This window comes from Haloferax sp. Atlit-4N, assembly GCF_003383025.1.
Taxonomy (GTDB): domain Archaea; phylum Halobacteriota; class Halobacteria; order Halobacteriales; family Haloferacaceae; genus Haloferax; species Haloferax gibbonsii.
On the sequence record NZ_PSYY01000001.1, the window covers coordinates 1,366,403 to 1,387,168 of the forward strand.

General features: G+C 68.3%; 22 protein-coding genes. 8 read left to right on the plus strand and 14 right to left on the minus strand.

The features are described from left to right. Nucleotides 1-60: 60 nt before the first annotated feature. Nucleotides 61-579, minus strand: a complete 519-nt coding sequence (gene moaC, locus C5C07_RS07170; protein ID WP_004977176.1) for a cyclic pyranopterin monophosphate synthase MoaC — start codon at nucleotides 577-579, stop codon at nucleotides 61-63. Further along, on the minus strand, nucleotides 576-2,012 hold the full coding sequence (locus tag C5C07_RS07175; RefSeq protein ID WP_255565243.1) for an NAD(P)H-hydrate dehydratase: 1,437 nt from the start codon (nucleotides 2,010-2,012) through the stop codon (nucleotides 576-578). Before C5C07_RS07175 ends, moaC begins: the two co-directional genes overlap by 4 nt. 89 nt (nucleotides 2,013-2,101) lie before the next feature. Between C5C07_RS07175 and C5C07_RS07180 the strand changes: the two genes are divergently transcribed. The 3 genes from C5C07_RS07180 (at nucleotide 2,102) to C5C07_RS07190 (ending at nucleotide 6,157) form a co-directional block, all read left to right on the plus strand. Further along, entirely contained in the window at nucleotides 2,102-3,301 is a 1,200-nt protein-coding gene (locus tag C5C07_RS07180) for an MFS transporter (protein ID WP_050459003.1), read from the plus strand. A 42-nt stretch (nucleotides 3,302-3,343) separates the two neighbouring features. Continuing rightward, nucleotides 3,344-3,730, plus strand: a complete 387-nt coding sequence (locus C5C07_RS07185) for a winged helix-turn-helix domain-containing protein (RefSeq protein ID WP_050459004.1) — start codon at nucleotides 3,344-3,346, stop codon at nucleotides 3,728-3,730. A gap of 72 nt (nucleotides 3,731-3,802) precedes the next feature. Beyond that, nucleotides 3,803-6,157 (plus strand): ATP-dependent DNA helicase, encoded by a 2,355-nt coding sequence (locus C5C07_RS07190; RefSeq protein ID WP_004977172.1) that lies wholly within the window; start codon nucleotides 3,803-3,805, stop codon nucleotides 6,155-6,157. 60 nt (nucleotides 6,158-6,217) lie between these two features. Here C5C07_RS07190 and C5C07_RS07195 read toward each other — a convergent pair whose 3' ends face one another. Then, nucleotides 6,218-6,406: a hypothetical protein gene (locus tag C5C07_RS07195; RefSeq protein ID WP_049913423.1), complete on the minus strand. Its 189-nt coding sequence runs from the start codon at nucleotides 6,404-6,406 to the stop codon at nucleotides 6,218-6,220. 237 nt (nucleotides 6,407-6,643) lie between these two features. Here C5C07_RS07195 and C5C07_RS07200 point away from each other — a divergent pair, with 237 nt between their 5' ends. Next, nucleotides 6,644-6,865: a hypothetical protein gene (locus tag C5C07_RS07200; RefSeq protein ID WP_049905220.1), complete on the plus strand. Its 222-nt coding sequence runs from the start codon at nucleotides 6,644-6,646 to the stop codon at nucleotides 6,863-6,865. A 75-nt stretch (nucleotides 6,866-6,940) separates the two neighbouring features. Here the strand turns inward: C5C07_RS07200 and C5C07_RS07205 are convergent, their stop codons facing one another. Together C5C07_RS07205 and C5C07_RS07210 are read right to left on the minus strand one after the other, a co-directional pair. Next, on the minus strand, nucleotides 6,941-8,683 hold the full coding sequence (locus C5C07_RS07205; RefSeq protein WP_115804798.1) for a DNA mismatch repair protein: 1,743 nt from the start codon (nucleotides 8,681-8,683) through the stop codon (nucleotides 6,941-6,943). A gap of 84 nt (nucleotides 8,684-8,767) precedes the next feature. Next, nucleotides 8,768-9,076, minus strand: coding sequence for a UPF0058 family protein (locus tag C5C07_RS07210; RefSeq protein WP_050459007.1), 309 nt, complete (start codon nucleotides 9,074-9,076; stop codon nucleotides 8,768-8,770). Nucleotides 9,077-9,481: 405 nt separating this feature from the next. Between C5C07_RS07210 and C5C07_RS07215 the strand changes: the two genes are divergently transcribed. Together C5C07_RS07215 and C5C07_RS07220 are read left to right on the plus strand one after the other, a co-directional pair. Further along, on the plus strand, nucleotides 9,482-11,497 hold the full coding sequence (locus C5C07_RS07215; RefSeq protein ID WP_115804799.1) for a PAS domain S-box protein: 2,016 nt from the start codon (nucleotides 9,482-9,484) through the stop codon (nucleotides 11,495-11,497). A gap of 156 nt (nucleotides 11,498-11,653) precedes the next feature. After that, nucleotides 11,654-13,402: a bacterio-opsin activator domain-containing protein gene (locus C5C07_RS07220; protein ID WP_050459009.1), complete on the plus strand. Its 1,749-nt coding sequence runs from the start codon at nucleotides 11,654-11,656 to the stop codon at nucleotides 13,400-13,402. Between the two features lie 30 nt (nucleotides 13,403-13,432). Here the strand turns inward: C5C07_RS07220 and C5C07_RS07225 are convergent, their stop codons facing one another. The 8 genes from C5C07_RS07225 to C5C07_RS07255 all read right to left on the minus strand — a co-directional run bounded on the left by C5C07_RS07225 (nucleotide 13,433) and on the right by C5C07_RS07255 (nucleotide 18,609). Beyond that, the gene (locus C5C07_RS07225; RefSeq protein WP_004977166.1) at nucleotides 13,433-13,825 is read right to left on the minus strand and encodes a response regulator transcription factor; all 393 of its coding nucleotides are present in this window, start codon (nucleotides 13,823-13,825) and stop codon (nucleotides 13,433-13,435) included. A 118-nt stretch (nucleotides 13,826-13,943) separates the two neighbouring features. Further along, nucleotides 13,944-14,150 carry a hypothetical protein gene (locus C5C07_RS07230; RefSeq protein ID WP_004977165.1) on the minus strand — a complete coding sequence of 69 codons (207 nt, stop codon included), beginning with the start codon at nucleotides 14,148-14,150 and terminating at the stop codon, nucleotides 13,944-13,946. A gap of 109 nt (nucleotides 14,151-14,259) precedes the next feature. Then, nucleotides 14,260-14,640, minus strand: coding sequence for a helix-turn-helix domain-containing protein (locus tag C5C07_RS07235; protein ID WP_004977164.1), 381 nt, complete (start codon nucleotides 14,638-14,640; stop codon nucleotides 14,260-14,262). Between the two features lie 143 nt (nucleotides 14,641-14,783). Continuing rightward, nucleotides 14,784-15,827, minus strand: a complete 1,044-nt coding sequence (locus C5C07_RS07240; RefSeq protein ID WP_004977163.1) for a sulfite exporter TauE/SafE family protein — start codon at nucleotides 15,825-15,827, stop codon at nucleotides 14,784-14,786. Further along, nucleotides 15,824-15,973 (minus strand): hypothetical protein, encoded by a 150-nt coding sequence (locus C5C07_RS21645; RefSeq protein ID WP_004043577.1) that lies wholly within the window; start codon nucleotides 15,971-15,973, stop codon nucleotides 15,824-15,826. Before C5C07_RS21645 ends, C5C07_RS07240 begins: the two co-directional genes overlap by 4 nt. Before the next feature lie 495 nt (nucleotides 15,974-16,468). Continuing rightward, entirely contained in the window at nucleotides 16,469-16,933 is a 465-nt protein-coding gene (locus C5C07_RS07245; RefSeq protein ID WP_004977162.1) for a DUF6691 family protein, read from the minus strand. Then, on the minus strand, nucleotides 16,930-17,421 hold the full coding sequence (locus tag C5C07_RS07250) for a YeeE/YedE family protein (protein ID WP_004977160.1): 492 nt from the start codon (nucleotides 17,419-17,421) through the stop codon (nucleotides 16,930-16,932). Before C5C07_RS07250 ends, C5C07_RS07245 begins: the two co-directional genes overlap by 4 nt. Further along, complete coding sequence (locus C5C07_RS07255) at nucleotides 17,422-18,609, minus strand: MBL fold metallo-hydrolase (RefSeq protein WP_115804800.1); 1,188 nt, start codon at nucleotides 18,607-18,609, stop codon at nucleotides 17,422-17,424. A gap of 268 nt (nucleotides 18,610-18,877) precedes the next feature. Here C5C07_RS07255 and C5C07_RS07260 point away from each other — a divergent pair, with 268 nt between their 5' ends. Both C5C07_RS07260 and C5C07_RS07265 read left to right on the plus strand, forming a co-directional pair. Continuing rightward, nucleotides 18,878-19,129: a sulfurtransferase TusA family protein gene (locus C5C07_RS07260; protein WP_049905219.1), complete on the plus strand. Its 252-nt coding sequence runs from the start codon at nucleotides 18,878-18,880 to the stop codon at nucleotides 19,127-19,129. Continuing rightward, nucleotides 19,126-19,707 (plus strand): DsrE/DsrF/DrsH-like family protein, encoded by a 582-nt coding sequence (locus C5C07_RS07265; RefSeq protein WP_004977157.1) that lies wholly within the window; start codon nucleotides 19,126-19,128, stop codon nucleotides 19,705-19,707. The genes C5C07_RS07260 and C5C07_RS07265 overlap by 4 nt, the downstream gene beginning before the upstream one ends. Before the next feature lie 183 nt (nucleotides 19,708-19,890). Here the strand turns inward: C5C07_RS07265 and C5C07_RS07270 are convergent, their stop codons facing one another. Beyond that, the gene (locus C5C07_RS07270) at nucleotides 19,891-20,694 is read right to left on the minus strand and encodes an N-acyl homoserine lactonase family protein (RefSeq protein ID WP_004977156.1); all 804 of its coding nucleotides are present in this window, start codon (nucleotides 20,692-20,694) and stop codon (nucleotides 19,891-19,893) included. Nucleotides 20,695-20,766: the final 72 nt, after the last annotated feature.

Sequence of the window (20,766 nt, forward strand, 5' to 3'; positions counted from 1 at the left end):
GCCGGACCGTCGGAGCCGCCCGCCTCGGCGCGGAGGCGGAAGTCGGACCGCCGACCCGACTCAGTCGAGCGTCTCTTTTTCCTTCGTGACGACTTCGACGTCCGAGATTCGCGTCCCCGGATACTGGCCGTCGTCGTCTTTCTCCGCGGCTTTCACCATGTCCCAGACGACGTTGAGGCCGGTCGTCACGCCCTCTAACGCCTCCATCTCACAGCCCGTCTTGCCGGTCGTGCCGACCGTCACGGAGAGCGCGACCGACTCGTCGGCCACCTCGAACTCGGTGTCGACGTTCGTGATGGGTATTTGGTGGCACATCGGAATCGTCTCCCACGTGTGTTTGACGGCCTGAATCGCGCCGATTCGGGCCGTCGCCAACACGTCGCCCTTCCCGATTTCGTCGTCGCGGATGGCCCGAACGGTGTCGGCGCTGAGGTGGATGGTCCCGCGTGCGACCGCGCGGCGGCGGGTGTCCGGCTTCGCCCCCACGTCGACCATCTGGACGTTGCCCTCCTCGTCGACGTGGGTCAGGTCGCGGTCGTCCGAGTCGTTCGACTCCGAACCGGCGCGGTCGTCGCTCATTCCGCGTCACCTCGGAGGCCCGCGGGCAGTCGTTCGAGCAGGTCGGTCGCGACGAGGCCGCCGCCGAACTCCTCGGCGGCGAGGTCGCCCGCGCGGCCGTTCGCGTAGGCCGCGACGGCGGCCGCGTCGAGCGGGGGCAAGACGGCCGCGAGCGCGCCGGTCGCGCCCGCGAGCACGTCGCCGGTCCCGCCGACGGTCATGCCGGGGTTCCCGGTCCGGTTGACGCGGACCCCGTCGCCGTCGGAGACCACGTCGTACGCGCCTTTCACGAGGAGCGCGTGGCCGAGGTCGGCGGCGAACTCGCGGACGAGGTCGCGCCGCGTCTCCCAGTCGGCGTCGGTCTCGCCGCCCATCTTCCGCAACTCGCCCTGATGTGGCGTGCAAATCAGGGTCGCCTCGGTCTCCACCTCGGGGACGACCTGCAGGGCGTCGGCGTCGACGACGGCGGTCCCGTCGTAGGCGGCGAGGAACTCGCGGACCGCGTCGAGCGACTCGTCGGCGTCACCGAGACCGGGGCCGAAGACGACGACGTCGCGGTCGGCGGCGAAATCGAGGAGGTCGGGGACGTGTTCGGGCGCGAGTCGGTCGCCCGAGAAGCCGCGGACGATGAGGTTCTCGGAGTAGCCCTGCACCTCGCGGGCGACGGCTTCGGGACAGGCGACGCGGGCGAGGTCCGCGCCGGCTCTGAGGGCCGACTGCGCGGCGAGCGCGGGCGCGCCGGTGTACGGGCCGCCGCCCACGACGAGCACGTCGCCGTGGTCGCCCTTGTGGCTCTGTGCGTCGCGGTCGAGCGCGAGGAGGTCGCCGGGGCCGGTGAACAGTTCGGCCGCCTCGGGAATGCCGATGTCGGCGACGACGACCTCGCAGTCGAGGTCCCCGAGACCGGGCTTGTCGTCGTGGAAGGTGACGACGCGGTCGGCGTCGACCGCGAGACCCGCCGCCTCGCCCGTGTCGGCGTCGACGCCGGAGGGAACGTCGACCGCGAGGACGGTCGCAGCCGATTCGTTGATGGCGCGGGCGGCCGTCGCCTCGGGTTCGCGGAGCGCGCCGGCGACGCCGGTTCCGAGCATCGCGTCCACGACGAGGTCGGGGTCGCCGAGGTCGAAGGCGGCCGAGTCGGCGACGGTCCGCCGGTCGGCCTCGCCCGCGACGAGGGCGTCCCAGTTCTCGCGGGCGATGTCGGTCGAAATCGTCTCCGGGCGGCCGAGCAGGTGAACGGTCACGTCGTACGCCTTCAGGAACCGCGCGGCGACGAGCGCGTCGCCCCCGTTGTTGCCGCGTCCGGCGACGATTGCGACCGACGCGCCGGGGTCCGCGAGGTCGCGGCAGGCCCGCGCGACGGCGTTCCCGCTCGACTCCATGAGCTGTTTCCGCGGCACGCCGAGCGCCTCGGCGTTCAGGTCGACCGCGGCCATGCGTCGACTCGTAATCATACGCCCCCGTTGGCCCGGGGCCGCGTTAACACATGTGGTCGCGGGTCGGATTCGCAACGCTTGACACGGCGGCGACTGAATCCGGGGTAGTGACTCGCCGCCTCTTCGGAACTCTCTGCGGACTCGTCTTCCTCGTCAACTTCGGCCGCGTCGCGTTCCCGCCGCTCGTCGAGACGCTCCAGACGCAGTTCTCCGTCGGCCCGGCGACCATCGGCGTCGTGACGAGCCTCGTCTGGCTCGGGACCGCCATCCCGCGAATCCCCGTCGGCTACCTGCTCACGCGCGTCTCGCGGTCGAAGGTCGTCCTCGGGTCGGGCACGCTGCTCGTCGTCGCCGCGGCGTTCACCGCGAGCGCGACGTCGGTGCTGACCCTCCAAATCGGCGCGTTCGGCCTCGGCCTCGCCTCGGGCGCGTACTTCGTCTCCGCGACCCCGCTCGTCGGCGAACTGTTCCCCGAGCGCGTCGGCCGCATGGTCGGCATCCACGGCGCGGCCAGCCAGGTCGCCGCCGTCGTCGCCGCGCCCGTCGTCGTCATCATCCTCGCGTCGTACACGTGGCGCGAGACGTTCTGGGTCTTGGCCGCCGCCGCCGCGCTCGTGACGCTCCTCCTCTACGCCGTCTCCCGCGACGGGAGCGCGGGGGCCGGCACGGGCGCTGACCGCGACTTCTCGGCCGCGCTCGGCCACTGGAAGCTCATCCTCACGGGCATCCTCCTCATCGCGCCCGCGGGGTTCGTCTGGCAGGGCCTGTTCAACTTCCTCGTGTCGTACATGACCCAAGCGAAGGCGTTCGACGCCGCCACGGCGAGCACGATGCTCACCATCGTCTTCGCCGCCGGCGTCCCCGCGTTCTCGCTGTCGGGCCGACTCGCCGACAAACTCCCGCACGTCCCCTACATCTTCGGCCTGCTCGTCGCCTTCATCGGCGCGCTCGTCGCCCTGACGTACGCGCAGGGCTTCGTCGCCGTCGCCGTCGTCGTCGCGGTGCTCGGCTACGTCATCCACAGCCTGTTTCCCGCGCTGGACACGTTCATGCTCTCGTCGCTGCCGAGCGACGCCCGCGGGAGCGCCTACGCCGTGTTCAGCGGCGCGGCGCTCCTCTTGGAGGCCAACGGGAGCGGCGCGGTCGGCTTCCTGACCGAGGCGAACTACGCTTTCGAGTCGGTCTTCCGGACGCTCGCCGGGGGGCTCGCGGTGTTCGTCGCCGCGCTCGCCGTCCTCTACGCGCTGAACCGACTGCCGGGCGTCGACCGGACCGGGGCGGACCGGAGCGCGCCCGAGCGCGCCTGACCTCCCGAAACGGTTTACTTCCCGCACCGAAATGTCGATTGTATGTCAGGGTTGCTCCCGTCCGACGGGTCCGTCGATTCGAGCGTCGAGACCGCCCCGCGCGTCCACTGGCTCGACGACGACGAGACGGAGCAACTCCTCGGCTGCCTCTCTTGTGACACCGCCCGCGACCTGCTGTCGTGCCTGCAGGACTCGCCGGCGACGGCGACCGAGCTCTCGAAGCGGGTCGAGACCTCCGTCCAGAACGCCCGCCACCACCTCGGGAACCTCATCGAGGCCGACCTCGTCCGCGTCGCCGGCACCCGCTACTCCGAGAAGGGGCGCGAGATGAAGGTGTACGCCGCCGCCGCGCCGTTCGTCGTCTGCGTCGGCGGCGACGGCGGGGACCGCGAGGCGTTCGCCGAGGCGATCGCCGCCTTCCTCGAATAGCGTCGCCGGCCCGGCCGCCATCCCTCGCGCGAACGTTCAAGTGCGAGTCCGCGGCCAGTCACCGACACCCCTATGGCCGTCGCAACTGGACCACAGAGCGTGACCTGGCAGGAGGTGTTCGGCCACCCGGAGGCGTACCCGGAGCAGGCCGACGGAATCGAGACCGCGATACAGACCGCCCGAGACGACGGGTTCGCCGTCGTGGAGGGCGCGTGCGGGACCGGCAAGACGATGCTCGCGCTCACCGCCGGCATCGACCTCGTCCGCGACCCGGACTCCGACTACGAGCGCGTCTTCGTCCTCACGAGCGTCAAACAACAGCTCCGGCAGTTCGAAGCCGACCTCCGAACCATCAACGAGAACCTCCCGAGCGACTGGAAACCCGTCTCGGGACTCACGCTCGTCGGCAAGTCCGACGTGTGTCCCTACAGCCGCGAGGGCTGCGGCGGCATCGACGACGCGACCGTCTACGACCGCTGTGAGGGCCTCCGCGACCGGACCCGCGGGCTCGTCGGCGACGGCGGCCGGACCAGCGCCGAGGCGCTCGCGAAAGACGCCCGCGAGCAACAGACCGGCCTCCTCGACACCGGTTCGACCACCGCGGGCCCGAACTACCTCGAAACCGCCGGCGACCCGACGCCGTACCCCAAGTCGATGCCGGACTACGAGGACGTGGAGTACTGCCCGTTCTACGCGAACTTCCTCGCTGACCTCCCCGAAGACGGCGACCCAATCGAGGCCGTTCCCTTCGAGTTCGACGATAAGGGCCTCATCGCGACCGAAGACCTCGTCTCGCTGGCCGCGGGCGCGGGGTCGTGTCCCCACTCGGTGATGGGCGCGCTGTTGCCCAACGTCGAGGTCGTCGTCGGCAACTACTACCACGCGTTCGACCCGACGACCGTCGGCACCTTCACCGGCGCGCTCGTCGACGACTCGACGTTCGTCATCTGCGACGAGGCGCACATGCTCGAACCCCGCGTCCGCGACCTCGTCTCGGTCGGCGTCGGCGACCGGACGCTCCGCGACGCCGAAAGCGAGTTCACCCGCGTCATCCAGCCCGTGAAGTTCGACGACGCCGGCAAGTCGACCGTCGACGCCGAACTCGTCCGCGGAGAGCTCCAAGAGGCCGACGTGACGCTCCGCGAACTGGAGGAGACCCGGGACTTCATCCGCGACCTCCGGGAGGAACTTGACCGGCGTGTGACCGCGCACCTCGACCGCGAGTACGTCGGCTGGCGCGCCGACCTCACCGAACTCGACGACGAGGAGCTCCCGCTGCGCGACCCCGAGGAGCCCGGCGTCGACGAACTCACCGAGTGGGCCGAGGAGAGCGGCCACGACGAGGGGACGTGGGTCCGCGCCGAGGCGACCGGCTCGGCGGTCGCCCGCATCCTCGACTCGGTGGAGGAAGACGACAAGCGCCGGGCCGCGCCGGCGGCGGGGCGGGCGCTGGCGACGTGGGCCTACGCGGACCACGAAAAGCACTTCCGCGAAATCGAGCTCGAGCGGACGTGGGACGAGATGGAGCCGCCGGAGTCGTGGCGTCGCGCGTACAACGCCCGGCTGTCGGTCCACAACTGCGTCCCCGGCGAGGCCATCGCCGAGCGCCTCGGCGACTTCGGCGGCGGCGTCCTGATGAGCGCGACGCTCGAACCCATCGACGTGTTCCGCCGCGTGACCGGCCTCGACGCCCTCGCCGACGACGGCCGCCCGGTCGCCGAGCGGACGTTCGGCCTCGGCTTCCCCGAGTCGAACCGCGCGAGCTTCGCCGTCGACGTGCCGAAGTTCACCCACAGCAACCGCGGGCCGCCCGGCGAGGAAAACGAGACGCGGCTCGCGTACACCGACGCCGCCGTCGAGGTGTGCGAGCGCTCGCCGGGCAACGTCCTCGTCGGGATGCCGAACTACGCCGAGGCCGAGTGGATGGCGGGCGCGCTCGAAGCCCGCGTCGACAAGCCCGTCCTCCTCGACGAGTCGTCGGACGACGGGGCCACGGAGCGGCTCAAGCGCGACTTCTTCGGCGGCGACGGGAAGGTGCTCGTGACGAGCCTCCGCGGCACGCTCACCGAGGGCGTCGACTACAGCGGCGACAAGCTCTCGGCCGCCGTCGTCTGCGGCGTCCCGCTCATCAACACGTCGTCGCCGCGGACCCGCGCGGTGAAGACGGCCTACGACCGCGAGTTCGGAAACGGCTTCGAGACGGCGCTCACGGTGCCCGCGGTCAGAAAGGCGCGGCAGGCCATCGGGCGCGTCATCCGCGGGACCGACGAGGTCGGCGTCCGCGTCTTCGTGGACGCTCGGTACGCCCGCGACTCGTGGAACGGCGTCCGCGACTACCTGCCGGAACAGGAGCGCGAGGAGTTCAGGCCGGTCAGTCCCGACATGCTCGGCTTCGGCCTCGACCGGTTCTGGTCGTCGGTCGAGTAGTCGCGGGCGCGCCGCGCCGCGGCCGGCGTGCCGAGGGCCAGACGTGTCGTCAGGAGAGCGTCAGCGTTCGTCGTCCCACGCGTCCCGGCAGTCGTCGTCGCAGAAGTGCCGCGCCTGCACGGCGCCGTCTTCGACCCACGTGACGACGCGGTGCGTCGGATTGTTGGCAACCGGCTCCCCGCACGTCGCGCAGGTCGGGGCGTCTTCGGGGTCTACGTTCTCTTCCAAATCGGACGTGGGATCGACCATCGACAGCCAGATGGCGGTCCCGGGCACTTCAACCCGTCTCCGCCGGCAGAAGTCGCCCGGCGGGGCGGATTCTCCCGCGGAACTATGGAATCCACACCCGCGCGAGGGGAACCGAAGCTATGTATCACTCCGTACTCCCACTTGGTGCAACGTTTTGTAACCAACGGGTATTGTCAATCACTACCACACTTAGTGAAGGTTATGTAATCGCCGTCGCGTGTGTATAGGTGACGGCGAATGTCAGAAGTGCCCGCCTCTCAGGACTCGGTTGCAGGGACCGCTGACCGCACCGGCGCGGATACCACCGGGGATTGCTACCTCCATAGCGTCGTCGTCACCTATCGAGGGAGCCCCGACCAAGTGACCGTTTACCCCCGGCGCGACAGCTGCTGCGACCGAATGGAGGCGTGGTTGACCGCCGACGCCGACGCGTTCGTCTCGCTCGACGAGATGTGCTGATTCGTCGCCGCCGCGGTCGCCGCGCAGCCGACGAGAACGCACGCCGCCGATAGCTCTCCCTGCCGCCGCGTCGGCTCAGCCGACGAACTCGGCGTCGGACAGCGTCTTTTGTACCGCCTCTTCGCCCACCGCCGCCGCCAGCGCCTCGAAGCCGGCGCGCTCGGCGCGGTCGCGGGCGTTCGCCACCAGCCGCGAGACGATGAACTCCGGCGTGGACTTGCCGACCGTCCCGAACCGCGGCTGGTAGTCCACGCGCAGTTCCAACTCGTCGGTCAGGCCCTCGGCGAAGATGCCGTCGATGCGCGCCTCGGGCGGGAGCGGGCTCAGTTCGTCCGCGAGGTGCGTGACGTAGACGCCGAAGGCGTCGCGCTCGACGGTGAGGTTCACGAGGCCGTTGAGCAGGTCGGCCGCGCGGCCCGGCTCGGTGATGGCCTCGAACTCGTCGACGAGCATCAGCGTCCGGCCGTCGCCCGACAGCGGCGGCACGATGGACTTGAGCGTCGATTCGAGCACGCCCGCGTTGAAGCTCGCGTGCCGGCGGTGGAACACGACCGAGTCGAACCGGCCGACGACCGCCGACTCGGCGGGGACCGGAAGCCCCATCGACGCGAGGATGGCGACCTGCGAGAGCGTCTCCAGAAGCGTCGTCTTCCCGCCGCTGTTGGCCCCGGTGAGGACCGACACGCGGTCGCCGACCGGCGGCGTCGGCCCGGCGGCGCACGCGAGTTCGTGGTCGCCGACGGCGTAGGAGACGGGCTGTGGGTCGTCGATGAAGAGGTTTCGGGCCCCGCAGACCGCCAGCCCCGTCTCGGCGATGTCCGGCCGCGTCAGGTCGTACTCGTCGGCGAACCGCGCGAGCGACAGCGACAGCGCGACCTCGTCGACGGCCTCGACCGCGAGGTCCACGTCGTCGCGGGCGGCCCAGATGCGGTCGCGTAGCTCCTCGGCGACGGTCTCCTCGCGCGCGGTGACGTCGGCTTCGAGGTCCTCGACGAGCGCCCGGAGCGACGCGCTCACGAAGTCGGTCGCGTCGCGGGCGTCCTCGGCGGCGACCGCCTCGACCTCGCCGCGCGAGAGGTCGGTCTCCTGGGCGACGTACTGGACGAACGCGGCGCGGAAGTCGTCGAGCGAGCGGACGCCCCGCGACTGGATGGTTTCGAGCACGTCGAACGAGCCGGATTGGAGTTCGTTCGCGGTGTCGAGCCGGCTCCGCAGGCTGTCGAGGCGGTCGTCAGCACCCGCGGCGACCGAGCCGTCCTTGTCGACGTAGCCCAGCGCGCCGAGAGCGTCGCGGAGGGAATCCGGGTCGGCCTCCTCCAGCGCGTCGAACGGCTCCCCGCGAAGTCCGGCCTCCCGGAGTTCGAGCGCGGCGCGAACGGCGGCGCGCTCGGTCTCGCCGGCCTCGTCGTAGTCGCGGAACGTCGCTTCGACGGCGTCGCGGGCGTCGTCGTCGAGGTCGGCCCACGCCTCCCGCGCCGCGAGGACGCGGTCGAGGCGGTCGCGCCGGTCTCCGACGGTCGGGAGCGGCGTCAGCACGCGGATTCGGTCGGCGGCGTGTTCGGTCAGCGCGCGGTCGCTCGCGAGCGACAGGAGGTCGTCGTACACGTTTCGGGCGTCGCGGGTCGACAGCGCGTCGATGCCGGCCTGTCCGTCGGCGCGGCGGAGGATGCGAACCGCCCGCCCGCGCGTGACGCCGGCGTCGACGAGCGCCCGCACGTCGGCCGACTCGATGGCGACGACCGCCCCCTCCCTGCCGAGAGCCGATTCCAGTCGGTCCGAGGTCTTCGGGCCGACTCCCCAGTAGTCTTCGAGTCGCATACCGGGGGCGTCTCGCCGGGCGCTCTTAGGTCCACCCGTCGGCCGGTGCCGCCGCTGTTCGAGGGGGAGTCCGCGAAGAAAATATCAGTGTGACGTGACGCGCTGGTCGGTGTCGGGGTCGGTATCGGTCGCCTCGTCGGGACGGAGCAGGTGTCGGCCGGGCACCGACTCCGCGTCGAGGTCGAGGTCGCGGGCGGCACCGACCGCGAGCGCGGTCGTGAGCGTCCGGACGGCGTGCTCGTGGTCGGCCCGGCAGTCCCGGAGGGCCATCGGGCCGATTCCAAGTCGGTGGTACGGTTCGAGGTCGGCGCTGGTGAGCACCCCGCGGTCGAGGTAGTCTGTGGCGATTTCTACGAGCAGCGAATGCACGTGAATGAGCTCGTTTTTCTTCATGGGTTGCACGTATGTGCTCATCCGGCGTAAATGGCGCGGTGGTGCGTGCTTTTGGTCTTGTATCTGCCTCGGCTAGAAATGAATGTACGCGTCGGGGACACGAACGAAACACCCGTCGCTCGTCGGGCGATTTCGCGGAAAGGGAGTTGGGGTTTGGGCAGGGACACGTCCCCAGGGCGGAGAGAGGGGGTAGGTTGTCGATTCCGCCGTAGGGTCGTGCGGGCACGACGAGTGACCCGGGCAGGTCACTGTGGCCATATAGTCGAATGGCGCGGTCGGTACTAATTCACGGCCCTACGTGGTTAGGGACGGCTCGGGCCGACCGAGAAACGCACAAGTCAGTGGGGGTTAGAGTCGGGGTATGCACGCACGACGGGACGCCGGTTCGAGGGGGGGTCGAGACGGATGACCGACGGGGCTCCGCAGTCGGTCGACGACCCGTCTGCGACGGAGCGCGAACTGCGCCAGCGACTCGACATCCTCGCGACGTTCAACGAGGTCGTCGCGGACGTGAACGAGGCCATCGTCGACGCCGGCGGGCGCGCGGACATCGAACGGCAGGTCTGCGAGCGACTCGTCCAGACCGACGAACTCCGGTTCGCGTGGGTCGGCGTCGTCGACGAGGCGACCGGCGACGTGGAGCCGACCGAGTGGGCCGGCGTCGAGGACGGCTACCTCGACGAGATAGACGTGTCGGTGTCGGCGGAGCGCCCCGAGGGAAACGGCCCGGTCGGCCGCGCGGTCCGGTCGAACGCGGTGCAGGCGACCCACAGCATCGCCGACGAACCGGCGTTCGGGCCGTTCCGCGAACCGGCGCTCGAACGCGGCTACCGCTCGGCGGCGTCGGTGCCGCTCGTCTACGACGACGCGCGCTACGGCGTGCTCACGATGTACGCCGAACACGAGCGGGCGTTCACCGCGGAGCTCGCCGAGCCGATTTCGAATCTCGGCCACGCCGTCGCCCACGGCATCGACACCCACGTCCGGCGGGAGCGCGAGCGCGAACTCGAACGCCGCGAGCAGGCGTTTTCGCGCATCGTCGAGGACATCGAGGAGTACGCGCTGTTCCGCCTCGACGCCTCGGGTCGCGTCGAGAGCTGGAACCGCGGCGCGGCGGCCATCAAGGGCTACGATACGGAGGAGATACTCGGCGAACACATCGAGACGTTCTACACCGACGAGGACGCCGAAGACGGCCTGCCAGAGCGCCTTCTCGACCGAGCGCGGACCGAGGGCCGAGCCGAAAACGAGGGGTGGCGCGTCCGTGCCGACGGCACTCGCTTTTGGGCGTCTGTCACCATCACCGCCCTGACCGACGACACCGGTGAGGTCATCGGCTTCGCCAAGGTGACCCGCGACATGACCGACCGGAAGCGCCGCGAGCGACAGTTGGACGCGGTGTTCAACAGCACGTTCCAGTACATCGGGCTGGTCGAGCCCGACGGAACGGTCCTCCGGGTGAACGACGCCGCGCTCGACCTCGTGGACGGCGACCGCGACGACATCGTCGGACTGCGGGCGTGGGAGACGCCGTGGTGGCGCGGCGACGACGAGCGAATCGCCGACCTCCGGGCCGCGCTCGACCGCGCGGCCGACGGGGAGTTCGTCCGCTACGAGGTCGAAATCGAGCGACAGAACACCGACCGGCCGGTCGTCATCGACTTCTCCGTCACCCCGGTCCGCGACGACGACGGCGAGGTGTCGCTTCTGGTCCTCGAGGGCCACGACATCACCGCCCGCAAGGAGCGAGAGCGGGAGTTGCGGCGCGAACAGGAGCGACTGGAGTTCGTAAACCGCATCATCCGCCACAACCTCCTCAACGGGCTCAACGTGGTCGGCGCGCGGGCGGACATCGTCGAGGACTTCGTGGACGACGCGGGGCTGACCCACCTCGAAACGATACAGGGGCGCGTCCGCGAGATGACCGAACTCGTCGGGACGATGCGGACGTTCATGAAGGTCATCGTCGAGCGCGAGTCCCACGAGTTCCGACCGCGTCGAATCGACGAGGCGGTCGACCACGGCGCGGAGTCGCTGCGGAGCGAGACCGACGCCGCGAGCGTCGAAGTCGGACGGCTCCCCGACGTCTCGGTCGTCGCCGACGACCTGCTGGACGAGGTCATCGAGCACCTGCTGAAAAACGCCGTCCAGCACAACGACAAGCCGAACCCGGCGGTCGAAGTCGAGGTTGGGGCCGGCGACGACGCGGTCGAACTCCGCGTCTCCGACAACGGCCCGGGCGTCCCGGACGAGGAGAAACACCGCATCGTCGACCAGCGCATCGAGGACCTGTCGAATCCGGGTAACGGGTTCGGGCTGTTTCTGGTCCGCGAAATCGTCGAGAGCTACGGCGGGACGGTCGCAATCGAGGACAACGACCGCGGCGGAGCCACGTTCGTCGTCACGCTCCCGCGAGCGTGAGTTCGGCCCGGGGCCGTCTCGCGGGTCGGTTCGCAGTCGGTCGCGGGAGTTCCCCGTCCGTCGGAGACGACCGAATCGGGTCACTGAACCGCCTAAATTCCACCTGCTGCGATGGGCAGATATATTACTGTTCGCCGTTACTGTGTGTTCGATACGATGGTCACCGAACGCTCGGCGCGCGAGAGCCCCGAACAGCGGGCCGCCGAGCAGGTCGTTCTCGTGGTCGACGACGACGAGGACCTCGCAGACACCTGCCGGTACTGGCTCGACGGCGAGCGGTTCGCCGTCGAGACCGCCTACGGCGGTGAAGAAGCCCTCCACCGACTCGACGACACCGTCGACGTCGTCCTCCTCGACCGCCGAATGCCGAACGTCACGGGCGACGACGTGCTCGACGAGATTCGCGAGCGCGGCCTCGACTGCCGCGTGGCGATGATGACCGCGGTCGAGCCCGACACGGACATCGTCGACATGCCGTTCGACGCCTACCTCGTCAAGCCCGTCTCGGAGTCGGAGGTCAAAGAGACGGTCGAAGAGCTGCTCGTGCGGTCGGGCTTCGAGTCGGAGGTCCGCGAGTACTTCGCGCTCGAATCCACGGAGGCGGCGCTCGACAGCCGCGACGTGGAGGAGCTCCGCGAGCCCGAGGCGCTGTCGGACCTCCGCGGTCGACTGGAGGCGGTCCGAGCCGAACACGAGGCGGCGATTCGTAACCGCGAGGCGCAGCTCGACCGCCTGAACCGGACCAACGAGCTCCTCCGCGACATCGACCGGGCGATAATCGACGCGCGGAGCCGCGACGAAATCGAACGGACCGTCTGCGACGCGGTCGCGAGCGCCCACGAGGCCGCGTTTGTTCTCAGACGCACCGCCGCCGGCACGCTCCGGTGTACCGCCGCGGCGGGCTACGGACTCGACCCCTCGGGCGTCGACCTCGACTTCGTCGACGAGGCGTTCGATATCGACGGAACGGTCGAAGACGGCTTCGCCTTCGAGGACATCTCCGAGGCGCACCGCGCGGCGGTCTTCGGCGACGACGCCGCCGACCTCGACGCGGTGTCGGCGCTCTGTGTCGCCATCGACTACCGCGAAACGGTGTACGGCGCGCTCGTCGTCTACGACGAGACCGACGGCTTCGACGAGGAGTCCGCAGGACTGTTTTCTGACCTCGGCGCGACCGTCGGCAACGGCATCAACGCGACGCAGAGCAAGCAGCTTCTCAACGGCGACAGCGTCGTCGAACTGGAGTTTCAGGTCGGCGGCGGCGCCGGCGTGCTCGCCGGGCTCTCGGCGACGCTCGACTGCCGACTCTCGCTGGACGGCGTCACCCGAGCCGGCGACGAGCTCACCTGTTTCGTCAGCGTCGCCGGCGCGTCGGGGTGCGACGCGGTCGCGGCCGCTATCGACGCCGCCGACGTCTCGCAGGCCCGCGTCGTCGCCGACGGCGACGAGGAGTCCGTCGTCGAACTCCGCACCGACGCCGAGGCGATGCTGTCGACCGCCATCGACCACGGCGCGAGCGTGGAGCGGTTGACGCTCTCCGAGGGGAGCGGCACCCTCGCGCTCCACGTCGCGGCCGACGCCGACCACGGCGCGCTCGTGGAGGCGGTGACGACGGCCGCGGCCGGCGTCTCGGTCGTCGCAAAGCGCGAGGTGGAGCGGTCCGTCCAGTCGGCCGACTCCTTCCGGCGGACGCTCGACTCCAAACTGACAGACCGGCAGAAGACGGTCCTCGAAACGTCGCTCGTCTCCGGCTACTTCGAGTGGCCCCGCGGGAGCACGGCAGAAGAGGTCGCCGACTCGCTCGGCATCTCGCCGCCGACGCTCCACGAACACCTCCGGACGGCGGAGCGAAAGCTCATCGAGACGTATTTCGACGAGCTGAATCCCGCGTCGGCGGACGACTGAAGCGGGCGGCCGCGGACCGTCGAAAGGAGATTAGTCGAGTTTGGCTTCGGGCGCGTCGCCGACGAATCGGTCGGCGGCGTCGAAGACGTCGCGTTTGGTGACCGGCTTCGTGAGCACGGCGTCAACGGGGAGGTCGGCGAGTTCGTCGCCGGGCGCGGCGCTGAGCATGACGACCGCGAACGACGACGGGTCGACCCGTCGGGAGAGTTCTTCGAGGACGGACTCGCCGGAGAGACCGGGGAGGTTGTGGTCGAGGAAGACGAGGTCGACGCTCTCGTCGAACGTCTGGAGGGCCTCGCGCCCGGAGTACGCGACTCGGACGCGGTAGCGGCGTTCGAGCCACAGCGCGAGGCTATCGGCGAGGGCGGCCTCGTCGTCGACGAGGAGGACAGTCGGCGCGTCTGGTGTGGGTTGCTGTGTCATGGCTCGGACCGTGGCTACGTCGGTGTCGCGGAGGCGGTCGGTCGGGGTCGGGGTCGGGGCCGGGGTTGGGGTCGGGAGTGGTCTGCCGAGGGTGGCCGGCGGTCGGCGGGGGTATCGCTCACGCGTCGTTCATTCGCTGGGACCGCGTGTTCCCGCAGCGCGTACAGCGCGTGACACGGTACGGCTCGCGGGAGAACTCGCGGTTCTCGCGTTTCCGGCTCTCGGTCTTGATTTCGATGGAGACGTCGTGCGGCGTCCGGGACTCACACGACTGGCACTCTTCGACGAACTCGTTGTTTCGGGGACTGCTTTTACTCTTCGACATAGAGTGGTCGTGGCAGTAGCTATGGACTCAGAGGCGTTGAATACGGAACCTAATCGATTTGGGAGGTGGACCAATCGAGAGGCGGCGGCCGCTCGTCGGTCGAAGAAAACTACTCCGCGGGGACGATTTTCTCGTCGTACTTGTCGCGGAACTCCTGGATGAGCGTGCCCATCTGGGCGTACCAGTCGTTGAGCATGCGCTGCATGTCGTCTGCGACCTCGTTGGGGTCGGTCGGGTGGTAGACGTGGTAGTAGCCGCCGTGTTCGTAGTTCACCTGTTCCTTCTGGATGAGCCCCGCCTGCAGCAGGCGCTGGATGGAGCGGTACGCGGTCGAACGTTCCCGCTCGACCGCCTCGGCGACCTCGTCGACGGTCAGGTGTTCGTCGGTCTCGACGAGCACCTCGAAACACCGCCGGTCGAGTTGCTTCAGTCCGTGGAGACACTCGAGGAGTCCCTCACACTCCATGTCCGATTGCAGGTATTCGACCATCGAGCTAGCCATTGTCGGTTCGGGCTACGTGGTCAGCCCTCAAAAGGGTTTGTATAGTTTGCACAACACCGGGGGAGAAACGGCGTCCCGGTGTCGTGGATTCGGGTTCGATACGAGTGCGGTTCGCGTGCGAGCCGTCGTCCTCAGTCGGCGGTCGAACTTCCGGCGGCCGAAGGCGCGCGAATGGACTTGACGGCGCTGTAGAGCACCGCGCCGGAGACCATGAGCGCCGACCCGAGGATGAGCGCGAGGCTGACGTAGTCGAGGACGCCCATGCCGAGGTAGTTCCCGGCCTGCCGCACGGCGACGGCGAGCGCGCCGAGGAGCAGCATCAGGCCGAAGTAAATCTTGATCTCGTCCTCGTCGACGATGGAGGTCGCGGCGGAGCCGACGCGCGCGCCGAGCGCCGACCCGGCGAGGAGCGGCGCGACGATAGAGAGGTCGACGCCGCCGGACTGCGCGTAGAGGAACGAGCCGATACCGCCCGAGAACATGATTTCGAACAGGTCGGTGCCGACCGCGATGGGCACCGGAACGCCGATGAGGTAGAACAGCGCGGGCATGCGGATGAAGCCGCCGCCGACGCCGAGGAAGCCCGAGAGGAGCCCCGTGGCGAACGCGACCAGGAGAATCATCCACAGCGAGACTTTGACGCCGCCGCGGAGGGTTATCATCGGCGGGAGCGAGTAGCTCTGAATCTTCTTGGCCAGTTCGGGGATGTCGTCGGCGTCGATGTCGGCGTCGCCGTCCACGTCGTGGCTCACGCCGCCGCCGTTGCCGCCCTTCAGCGCCTCGTAGGTGACGAACAGCCCGATACCGCCGAGAAGCAACACGTACGTGACGCTGATGATGTTACCGGCGAGTCCGAGCTCTTCGAGGTAGAGGACGATTTCCTTCCCGACTTCGAGGCCGACCGTGGTCCCGATAATCATCGAGATGCCGAGTTTGTAGTCGACCTGTCCGAGGTCGCGGTGCTTCAGCGTCGCGATGACGGAGGTCCCGAAGACGAACGCGAGCCCGGAACCGACGGCCACGCGCGAGGGGTAGCCCATGACGAGCAGCGCGGGCGTCACGAGGAACGACCCGCCCATGCCGAAGAAGCCGAACAGGACGCCGATGAGAACCCCGAACGCGACGAAGAGGGCCAGCATCCCGGCAGACATGCCGAGTAGTTCGAACACGCTCACTCACCACCGATGGCCTTCCGAACGGTCGGTCCGAGTGCGGCGGTCAGCGCGCCGTACCCGACGTACAGCACCATCGCCTCGACGAGGACGACGCCGACGAGCGCGGCGGCCTGTGCGTTCCCGCCCAACGTCTCGATTCCGAACATCTTACCAGCACCCCTCGGGGTGCCCGGAGTGTATTGCACGCATCATACTATCTTGTACACCGCTGGCTAACCGGAGTGAGGATATAACGCTTTTGGGAATACTGTACAATACCATATCGCTGTTGCATACTCGTAAGTTATAGAATGGACATAGAAATACCACTAAATCGAGCTATATTTTGTATCACGAGACGTTACGAACATATTTGTCCGCTATCTATGACAAAATAGTTGTTTGCTTCTTGTGCAATACTATATCTGGCCGGTTACAATCGCATAGACTCGGTCGAGAGCCGCTCACGACGACGTTCTCGGACATCGGCGGCGAGCGTCGACCGTCGACTCGCGGAGGAAACGACCACCGACTGCTCGACAGCGCGCGCGAGCCGCGGCCCATCGGCGGCGGTTCGCCGACAGGGAGGCGAGAACGTCGTCGCCGTCGCTCTGCGGGCGACGGACGGGAAAAGAACGAGATCGGATTCGCCGACGAGGGGTTCAGTCGGCGGAGGTGCCGGTTACGGCGCTCTCGGCGCGGCGGGCCCGCCAGAGCCCCTGCAGGTACGCGCCGACGAACATCCCGCCGATGGCGATGAGGATGGGGTAGTTGCCGACGCCGAGGCTGGCGTAGGCGGCGCCGGGACAGATGCCGGAGATACCCCAGCCGGCTCCGAAGACGACCCCGCCGACGACGACGTTCTTGTCGAACGACTTCAGGCGGCGGCCGTAGTCGCGCCCGGTGAGGGGCGCGCGGTCGCCGAACGCCTCGGCGAGCGCGAAGACGGTGCCGGTGACGACCGCGGCCCCGCCCATCACGAAGACGAGACCGAGGTCGTCGAACTGAAGGAAGTCGAGGACGACCTCCGGGCGGGCCATGTTGCTGACGGCGAGGCCGAACCCGAATATCAGGCCGCCCGCGACGACGACCAGCATGAACCCGAGTCCGCGTTCGTCGTCGCTCACGGCGACACCCCCAGCGCGCTCAGGAGCTGTGCGACCCCGATGGCGACGAGCATGAACGTGGCGACGTTGACGAGCGAGGTCCGCGAGCGCGAGCCGACGCCGCAGACCCCGTGGCCGGACGTACAGCCCTTCCCGATTCGGGTGCCGACGCCGACGAGGACGCCGCCGACGGCGAAGCGCCACGGTTGCACGTCGGAGACCCACCAGCCGTCACCGAACAGGACGGTGTAGATGGCGGCCCCGGCGACGATGCTCAGGGTGAACACGACCCGCCAGTCCCGCGAGGCGACGTACTTCGCCTTGTTGAACCGCGGGAGGTCGGAGGCGTACGACAGCGTCGATTCGAGGAAGGTGCTCGCGCCGGCGATGATGCCCGTCCCGAGGTAGATGACGGCGGTCCCGAGGCCGATGAGGAGACCGCCGAGCGCGTAGTGCGCGATACCGTTCGGAAAGAGCCCTTCGACGAGGAGCGGCGTCAGACCCGACATTTAGTTCGTGAGGGCTTCGTTGCTGGCCGCGCAGTTGTTCGGCCCGAGTTCGAGCTCGAAGGCGCGGTCGTCGTCCGACTCCTGCACGCCGAGGTTCGTCTCGATGATGTCGACGTAGTTGGCCGGCCGCGGCGGCATGTCCGAGAGGATGAACTCCACGAACTCGTCTTTGGGCATCGAAAGTGCGTCCATCGTGTCCTTCAGTTCCCCGAGCGTGGCGGTGTAACTGCCGTCGGCGGCGGGGATTGCCGCGTCGCTGAAGTGCGCGGAGGCGACGATGGCGTCGTCGTCGTGCGAGAGGACGCGCTCCTGCAGCGAGTCGTAGAGCATTCCGGCCGCGTCGGGCGCGCCCTCGTCGCCGTCTTCGAGGTCGGGGCGGGCGACCGACTCGATGAACAGGCCGTCGCCCGTGAACAGCACGTTGTCGACCGTGTAGGTCGTCATGCCGGTCGTGTGACCGGGCGTGTGGATGGCCTCGATGTCGGTGTCGCCGACGGTGAGCGTCTCGCCGTCCGCGATTGTGTCGTAGGGCGTGCCGTAGTCGACGCCGCGGTCCTCGGCGGCCTCGGGGATGACGCCCGTGACGCCGTGGTCTTCGACCAGCGTGCGGACCCCGCTGATGTGGTCGGCGTGGATGTGCGTGTCGACGGCGTACTTCAGTTCCGCGCCGAGGGCCTTCGCGTCGGCGACGTACTCGTCGGCGAAGTACCGGAGCGGGTCGACGACGGCCGCCTCGTCGCCGTCGACGACGAGGTACGCCAGACAGCCGCTGGAGGGGCGCTGGTACTGCGCGACGAGCGCGTCGCCGTCGGTCTCCAGTTCGGTGTACTCGTAGATGCTCGCCCAGCCGTTCATCCCGCGTTCGAGCGCCACGGCGTCGTAGCCCTCCTGAATCAGGAGCCCGGCGACGTACTCCGAGGAGTGGCCCTTCGCACAGAGGACGACGAACTCCTCGTCTTCGGGCAGGTCCTCGAACAGCGCCTCGTCGAGCTCCTCGTCGAGGAACTCGAAGTAGGGGATGTTGACGTGGGAGACGTTCTCGCCGTCGATGCGCCAATCCTCGTGTTCCGACGGCACGCGATTGTCGAGGATGGTGAGCGCCTCGCCCTCGTCGATGCGGGCTTTCAGCGTCTCGGGCTCGATGACTGGCACGTCGACTTCGAGTTCCGGCAGGTCTGGAACGGTCATGTATGCATCACCCACTATCGGGTGGTTCGACTTAAGCTTTCGGATGGTAGTTTGAATTTCTTGCAATACTAACTCAGAATATATCGTCAGAAGGTAGTGCGATTTCGCACTCGTGCGAGCGTGTAATGACGCTAATCCCCGTTTAACCGCCGATTTCGGCATGCATCGCTGTCGAGCCTAAGTATTGTGTAGTCTACCCAAGAACCGACACACTTTTACGAAGCACCCCTATATTGTGGAATACACCCAACACAGGTGACCTCGAAAAATGAGTACATACGAACCCACCGAAACCCTCGACGTGAAAGGACTGTCCTGCCCGATGCCCGTCGTCAAGACCCGCGGCGCGGTCGACGACCTCGAAAGCGGCGAGATTCTGCAGGTCGTCGCGACCGACTCCGGTAGCATGAGCGACCTGAAGGGCTGGGCTGACTCCACCGACGGCGTCTCCATGCTCGACCAGGAAGAGGCCGAGGAAGACGGCGACGCGGTCTTCCGCCACCTCATCCAGAAGGAATGAGCTCGGACGCCGACGCGCCCGTCGACGCGGGAGCCGCCTCCGTCGAAGACCTCCGCGCGCAGGTCCAAGCCCTGCAGGAGGAGGTCTCCGACCTTCGGGAGGCCACCGACGACGACGGACAGAAGTCGATGACCATCATCGCGACCAAAGGCACCCTCGACATGGCGTACCCGCCGCTCATCCTCGCCAGCACGGCGGCCGCCTTCGGCTGGGACGTCGTGGTCTTCCACACGTTCTGGGGGCTCGACATCCTCCACGAGGAGAAGTCGAAGAACCTGAAGCTCAGCGCGGTCGGCAACCCGAGCATGCCGATGCCGAACGCCGTGGCCGCGTTGCCCTTCATGGACAACGTCGCCACGAGCATGATGGAAAAGAAGATTCAGGAAAACGGGACCGCGACCGTCGAGGAACTCATCGAGACCTCCCTCGACATGGGCGTGGACCTCCAGGCCTGCCAGATGACCATCGAGCTGATGGGCTACGACGAAGCCGAGTTCTACGACGGCGTCACCACCGGCGTCGGCGCGGCGACGGCCCTCCAGCACATGGCCGACGCCGACGTGCAACTCATGATTTAGGCCGGTCCGTCGTCTCCACCGGCCATTCAATCCCCCACTCCACCCCAACCCACACCACCCAACCCAGCCAATCCCTGCGGTTCCCTTCTTACGTTCTTCGGACGCGATGAGTGCCGCGGCCGCCCGCCGTTCTGCGGTTGACGCGTGAAAATCAGAGCCTCGTCGGGCGCGCCGTCGCCCGTCTCAGACGTTCCAGCCGTCGCCGAACGACTCGAACCGTTCGAGGTCGTGGCCGAACAGCACGTCGCCGCCGGTCCGGCGTTCGAGTTCCTTCACTTTCTGGAGGCTCTCGAACCAGTCGCGCTCGCTCCAGAGCAGGCCGGGGCCGAGCGGCACCTCGTCCGTGTAGTTGCCCTCGACGTAGCACTCGTCGCCCGCGACGAGCACGTCGCCGTCGGGCGTCTCGATGTGCGCGCCCAGCACGCCGGGGGTGTGACCCGGTAGGTGGACGAGCCGGAAGCCGTCGAACAGCGTGTGCTCGCCGCCGTGGACGACGTCCCAGTTCAGGTCGCGGTCGAAGTCCGACGCGAGGTACGCGATGGAGCCCTCGGTCGTCTTCGCCGAGTAGTACGCGAACTTCAGTTCCTCCTCGTGGACGTATATCGGCACGTCCGTCCCGGCGAACTCGGCGAGGCCGCCCGCGTGGTCGAGGTGCAGGTGGCTCATCACCACGGCGTCGATGTCGCCGAGGTCGTAGCCGACCGAATCGAGGTCGCCTTCGAGCGTGTGTTCCGCGGCGTCGACGTACTCGAACGCCTCGTACAGCGGGGCGGGCCAGTAGCCGTCGCCCGCCTCGGGGTTCGCTCCGGTGTCCCACAGCACCGTCCGGTCGGGGCCGTCGACGACGGCGTTCCAGACGACGAACTCGGCCGTTTCGTGGTCGGGGCTTCGGTTCGACGCGCTCCCCATGGTGTACCCGTCGAGGACGTACCCCATATCCGTGAGAACGCGACCGCGGTCGACCAGATGGACGCTGATGTCACCCATACGCCGGGATTAGGACGGAGCCGGCATAACAGTTCAGGCAGACAATATATGCCCGCCGGGCACGAGAGATAC

What these genes read in the sequence shown, in the direction of transcription:
- C5C07_RS07225 (WP_004977166.1), bottom strand. Translation starts at nt 13,825, where the DNA reads ATGACACAGCAACCCACACCAGACGCGCCGACTGTCCTCCTCGTCGAC.
- C5C07_RS07185 (WP_050459004.1), top strand. Translation starts at nt 3,344, where the DNA reads ATGTCAGGGTTGCTCCCGTCCGACGGGTCCGTCGATTCGAGCGTCGAG.
- C5C07_RS07250 (WP_004977160.1), bottom strand. Translation starts at nt 17,421, where the DNA reads ATGTCGGGTCTGACGCCGCTCCTCGTCGAAGGGCTCTTTCCGAACGGT.
- C5C07_RS07230 (WP_004977165.1), bottom strand. Translation starts at nt 14,150, where the DNA reads ATGTCGAAGAGTAAAAGCAGTCCCCGAAACAACGAGTTCGTCGAAGAG.
- C5C07_RS07190 (WP_004977172.1), top strand. Translation starts at nt 3,803, where the DNA reads ATGGCCGTCGCAACTGGACCACAGAGCGTGACCTGGCAGGAGGTGTTC.
- C5C07_RS07220 (WP_050459009.1), top strand. Translation starts at nt 11,654, where the DNA reads ATGGTCACCGAACGCTCGGCGCGCGAGAGCCCCGAACAGCGGGCCGCC.
- C5C07_RS07195 (WP_049913423.1), bottom strand. Translation starts at nt 6,406, where the DNA reads ATGGTCGATCCCACGTCCGATTTGGAAGAGAACGTAGACCCCGAAGAC.
- C5C07_RS07200 (WP_049905220.1), top strand. Translation starts at nt 6,644, where the DNA reads ATGTCAGAAGTGCCCGCCTCTCAGGACTCGGTTGCAGGGACCGCTGAC.
- C5C07_RS21645 (WP_004043577.1), bottom strand. Translation starts at nt 15,973, where the DNA reads ATGTTCGGAATCGAGACGTTGGGCGGGAACGCACAGGCCGCCGCGCTC.
- C5C07_RS07175 (WP_255565243.1), bottom strand. Translation starts at nt 2,012, where the DNA reads ATGATTACGAGTCGACGCATGGCCGCGGTCGACCTGAACGCCGAGGCG.
- moaC (WP_004977176.1), bottom strand. Translation starts at nt 579, where the DNA reads ATGAGCGACGACCGCGCCGGTTCGGAGTCGAACGACTCGGACGACCGC.
- C5C07_RS07210 (WP_050459007.1), bottom strand. Translation starts at nt 9,076, where the DNA reads ATGAAGAAAAACGAGCTCATTCACGTGCATTCGCTGCTCGTAGAAATC.
- C5C07_RS07260 (WP_049905219.1), top strand. Translation starts at nt 18,878, where the DNA reads ATGAGTACATACGAACCCACCGAAACCCTCGACGTGAAAGGACTGTCC.
- C5C07_RS07265 (WP_004977157.1), top strand. Translation starts at nt 19,126, where the DNA reads ATGAGCTCGGACGCCGACGCGCCCGTCGACGCGGGAGCCGCCTCCGTC.
- C5C07_RS07270 (WP_004977156.1), bottom strand. Translation starts at nt 20,694, where the DNA reads ATGGGTGACATCAGCGTCCATCTGGTCGACCGCGGTCGCGTTCTCACG.
- C5C07_RS07235 (WP_004977164.1), bottom strand. Translation starts at nt 14,640, where the DNA reads ATGGTCGAATACCTGCAATCGGACATGGAGTGTGAGGGACTCCTCGAG.
- C5C07_RS07255 (WP_115804800.1), bottom strand. Translation starts at nt 18,609, where the DNA reads ATGACCGTTCCAGACCTGCCGGAACTCGAAGTCGACGTGCCAGTCATC.
- C5C07_RS07205 (WP_115804798.1), bottom strand. Translation starts at nt 8,683, where the DNA reads ATGCGACTCGAAGACTACTGGGGAGTCGGCCCGAAGACCTCGGACCGA.
- C5C07_RS07215 (WP_115804799.1), top strand. Translation starts at nt 9,482, where the DNA reads ATGACCGACGGGGCTCCGCAGTCGGTCGACGACCCGTCTGCGACGGAG.